This window comes from Flavobacterium plurextorum (genome assembly GCF_002217395.1).
In the GTDB taxonomy this organism is placed as follows: Bacteria; Bacteroidota; Bacteroidia; order Flavobacteriales; family Flavobacteriaceae; genus Flavobacterium; species Flavobacterium plurextorum.
On record NZ_MUHD01000052.1, the window covers coordinates 1 to 4,971 of the forward strand.

Annotated in this window: 3 protein-coding genes; all 3 read left to right on the plus strand. The window is 33.0% G+C overall.

The window, feature by feature from the left end:
- Positions 1–113 precede the first annotated feature (113 nt).
- Positions 114–629, plus strand: a complete 516-nt coding sequence (locus tag B0A81_RS21000; protein WP_262490153.1) for an RNA polymerase sigma-70 factor — start codon at positions 114–116, stop codon at positions 627–629.
- A 99-nt stretch (positions 630–728) separates the two neighbouring features.
- Positions 729–1,931, plus strand: a complete 1,203-nt coding sequence (locus tag B0A81_RS21005) for a FecR family protein (RefSeq protein ID WP_089059830.1) — start codon at positions 729–731, stop codon at positions 1,929–1,931.
- Positions 1,932–2,029: 98 nt separating this feature from the next.
- Positions 2,030–4,971: SusC/RagA family TonB-linked outer membrane protein (locus tag B0A81_RS21015; protein ID WP_244281449.1), on the plus strand; the 2,942-nt coding region annotated here is incomplete at its 3' end.

The window sequence follows — 4,971 nt, forward strand, 5'->3', positions numbered from 1 at the left end:
TTGGGAAATTGAATGATAATTATATTGTAAAAATGTTGATTTGTTGATATTAAATTTATATTTGTGCAAACAAACAAAGACGAAAAATTAGCTCAGAAAAGGGAAATATTAAAATTAATGAGACGTATTACAAAGAGCTATTTTATTCTTTGTATCCAAGACTTGTAAGTTACAGTTACAGTTTTGTTAAAGACAATTTTCTAGCCGAGGAAGTAGTAGGAAATGTCATGTTGCAACTCTGGGAAAACCGTGTAAAATTTGAAAAGATAATTGATGTTAAGTCTTATCTCTACACCATGGTCAGAAATGGTTCACTTTTGATCTTAAAAAAAGAACAGAAAGTCATTAAATTGAATGATGAATTATCTCACGAAACGTTGGATTTTGATTTCAATATCCTAGAAGAAGAATTATATGCGACTTTAACCCAAGCTTTAAATTCGTTACCTGAAAAATGCAAAGAAGTTTTTGAACTCTCCTGTATAGAAGGATTGAAATACAAGGATGTCGCTGAACAGCTTAATATTTCAATAAATACTGTTAAATCTCAGCGCGCCCGCGCGATAGAATTATTGAAGGTTAAACTCAAGAATCACTCAGAACTTTTATTCCTTTTATTATTTTTATAAAAAAAATAAAAAATCTTTCCACCCATTTTTGATATTTCACACTCTTAGGTATATAACATTACTTAAAGTGTTAATAAACGATACTTAATATCAAAAAATATGTCTCAAGGAAAGAAGGAATTTGTAATCGCTGCTCTAATAAGAAAGGAACTTCTTATAGGAGAATTATCGATTGAAGAAAATGCTTTTTTGCAGGAATGGCTTTCTATACCCGAAAATCAAGAATATTATCAAAAAGTTATTAATGTAGAAACTTTAAAATCAAAGGAAAGATTTTATAATACGGTTAATACAGATTTAGCTTTCGAAAGAATTAAAGAAAAAATTGATTTTAGAGAAACGTCTGTAATACCACTTTTTGATTATAAGAAGATATTGAAATATGCAGCAATTTTAGTTTTTTTAGCTGGGATTTCTTCTGTTTTCTATTATATTAATAATGATGGTAAAACGCAAAACCAAGAAGTTGTTGTAGAAAGTATTAAACCGAGATATAACAATCCAACTCTTGTTCTTGCGGATGGAACGGTTATTTCCTTAGAACCCAAAAAAGAAAAGATCGTTTCTAAAAATGGCGTGATTTCAAATCTAAATCAGGTTTTGGTTTATGATGCTAAAGCTGTTAAAGGAATGGCTTCAGATGGAGAGAATACTTTGATTGTACCTGTAGGCGGTATTTATGCTGTTAGGCTTTCAGACGGGACCAAAGTCTGGCTTAATTCAAAATCATCTTTAAAATATCCTGTAAAATTTAGTGGAAATACTAGAGATGTAACCTTAGAAGGTGAAGCCTATTTTGAAGTCAGTAAAAATCCTCATAGTCCTTTTACAGTTAAAACCAAATCTGGAAATGTAACCGTTTTAGGGACACATTTTAATGTAAGTGCTTATCAGGAAGACAAAAAATTTGAGACTACACTGGCAGAAGGAAAAGTAAAAATTTCTCAAATAAGTAAAACCGAAAAAAACGAATCAGTTATTTTAAAACCCGGGCAGCAGGCTAGTGTTCATAACGAAATTATAAAGGTGGCAGAAGTTGATCCTTATGGTTATAGTGCATGGAAAGATGGTAAGTTTTATTTTGAAAATGAAAACCTGAAAAGTATTTTGGACAAAATGGAAAGATGGTACAATTTTAATGTGAGGTTCGAACAAAAATCATTAGAGCAGATAAAATTCACAGGAATTGTTTTAAAAGACCAGTCAATCGATCAATTTTTGGATATAATTAGAAAAACATCAAATGTGAAATACAAAATAACCAAAATCAACCAAACCTATGAAGTAACCATTAGTAAGTAAAAAAAACCGGAAAATGTTTGCACCATTTCCCGGCTAGTATTTGTTCAGTCGAAAAAAAGAGTTCGAAATCAATTAACCAACCAAAACATTTTAAAAGTATGAAAAAAAACCTATCCGCAAAAGATTGTGGGGTAAAATCCGCGCTTTGGGATAATTTTCTTAGCATCATGAGGAAATCCATAATATTATCAATATTTCTTTTTAATATAGTTGCTTTTGCTTCTGCACAAAAGATAACTATAAACGCAAGAAACAAGTCTGTTGCATCTGTTTTAAAAACAATTACCAAAAAGACCAATATAGAGTTTTTCTATAGTGATGATGTCTTTGATTCACGTAGAATGGTAAATATTGCAGTAAATAACGCTGATGTAATGGCAGTTATAAAAGAATTGATTGGTGATAACTACAAAGCAGAATTTGTAAATAATAAATTGATTGTTATTGCATTAAATCAAAAAGCAACTGCTTCATCTGCTAATGGAAGCAGTAAGGTCATAAACCAAAGAAAAATCTCAGGAATAGTTACAGATAATATGGGACTGCCAATAATTGGAGTAACAATTCTGGTAAACGATAACAAGCTTGGTACAGTCTCTGATTTTGAAGGAAAATATCAAATAACGGTAAATGAAGGCGATGTGGTGAGTTTTAGTTTTTTAGGTTTTGCTGCAAAAAAAATTAAAATTAAAGATCAGGTAATACTTAACGTTACTCTTGAACCAACTGCAAATGAATTAAATGAGTTGGTTTTGGTAGGATATGGAAAAATGACCCGAGATAAAATAACAGGCGCTGTAACAAAACTGGACACAAAAGTATTACAGAATACCCAAAATGTATCATTTGCTGATGCGTTGATTGGTGTAGTGCCAGGTCTGTTTGTTCAGGAAAGTTTTTCTTCTCCAGATTCACCACCAACAATGTTATTGCGAGGTGTAGGCTCTATTAGCGCAAGTACAGAGCCATTGATTGTGGTAGACGGTGTGCAGATGCCAAGATCTGGATTAGATGCATTTATGCTAAATGCAGCCGATATACAAGATATTAGTATTCTGAAAGATGCAGCTGCAACCTCTATTTATGGATCTAAAGGAACAAATGGAGTTCTTATTGTTACTACAAAAAGAGGGACTAGAAATACGAAACTAAAGGTTGCTTTTAATAGCCGTTTAGGAGTTAAATATGCAGATCAGTCTTTTACTAATGACATAATGAATGCGTCTCAAAAGTTGGATTTTGAAGAGTCATTGGGCTTCTATAAAACGAGCCCTGCTTTACTTCAAAAAAGAAGAGCTTCAGGTCAGGATGTAAATTGGGCAGATTTATTATTAACAAACGAAATCAACCGCGAAAATGATATTTCTTTTTCAGGCGGGTCAGACAAGGCAAATTATTACACTTCGCTTACCTACAACAATGTCGATAATATTTTTGGAGGTCATTACAAAAGGTATACTGTGTCAATGCGTGTAGATTATGATTTGAGCAGAAAATTAAAAGTAGGATTTTCAGGGAATTTTGGAAACGTAAATGAGGAGGATAAGCGTACGGTGGGTTCGCCTTTTTCAAACGCCTTTCTTTTAAATCCGTGGCTGACAATTAAGGATGATGCTGGAAATTCATTGCGATTATTAGATGTTGGTAATTCAACTAGTGTTCCTTACAACCCAATATTTGTGAGAGATAATACGAACGTGAATAACAACCGAAAAAATATCGGAGGAAGTGCAAATCTTACCTATATACCAGTAAAATGGTTAACCTTAAATGGTATTTTGGGCGCAAATTTCAATACCTCTAAAAACAATAGTTATGAAAATGTAATTGTCAATGGAGGTGCGCTTACTTACAATACGGGTGACAGTAACAACTACACAGGGACGCTGACTGCCACTTTAGCGCATACATTTCAAAAACATGCATTTGATATGGTTATGGGGTATGAAGTTAACGAGAGTGAGACCAACAGTTTTTCCGTTACAGCAAAAGATTTTAGCTCCGACGCTGTGCAGACAGTAAGTGCAGCGAAAACCGTGGGTGCGATCACAGAGCGAAAATCTCAGGCAGGTTCCATTTCTTACTTTTCCCGATTAAATTATACCTTCAATAATAGTTATAACCTTTCACTTTCATTCAGGAGAGATGGTTCTTCTCGTTTTGGAAACAATAATAAATATGCCAATTTCTGGTCTGTAGGATCTTCTTGGGATATGCATAAAGATTTACTTAATGGAAATAAAACAGTAAGTTCTTTAAAATTGAGAGCCAGCGTTGGAACTTCTGGAAACGACTTTATTGGTGATTTTGCCTCTCAGTCATTGTATGGTTACAGAAGTCAAGTTACCTATGCAGGAAGTACGGCTCCATATCTGATAAGAGGTGAAAATGAAGATTTGACCTGGGAGAAAAACTTTAACGTGAACGTTGGTATCGATTATGGTTTCTTTAATAATAGGATTAGCGGAACAATTGATTACTACGTTAGAACGACAAAAGACTTGTTGAATAATAAGCCAATACCGCTTACTTCAGGTTTCTCAGAACTAGTTTCTAATATTGGAGATTTTAGAAATGAAGGAATAGAAATCAGTCTACATAGTGTAAATATTAAGAATCATAATTTTATATGGACAACGGATTTTAATTTTGCAGACAATAAAGGAACGGTTTTATCCTTATCAGACGACAAAGATATTTTATCAAACTCGGGATCTACCGTTTTTAAGGCTGGAAGCGCAATAAGATCTTTTTATATTGTGGATTGGGCAGGAGTAAATCCGGTAACCGGCTTCAATCAATATAGAGCAGCAGATGGAAAATTGGTAGATTTTAATACTAATAGAACGAATTCTAACACTGCCGAAATTAATAACCTAAGACAAGTTACCAATAAAACTTCGATTCCAAAATACTACGGAGGATTAACGAATACTTTTAAGTATAAAAATGTAGATATGTCCTTCTTGATTTCGTATGCCGCAGGACATTATGTATTAAATGAAGGAGTGTATAATTTATATAATAATCCCGCATTTAA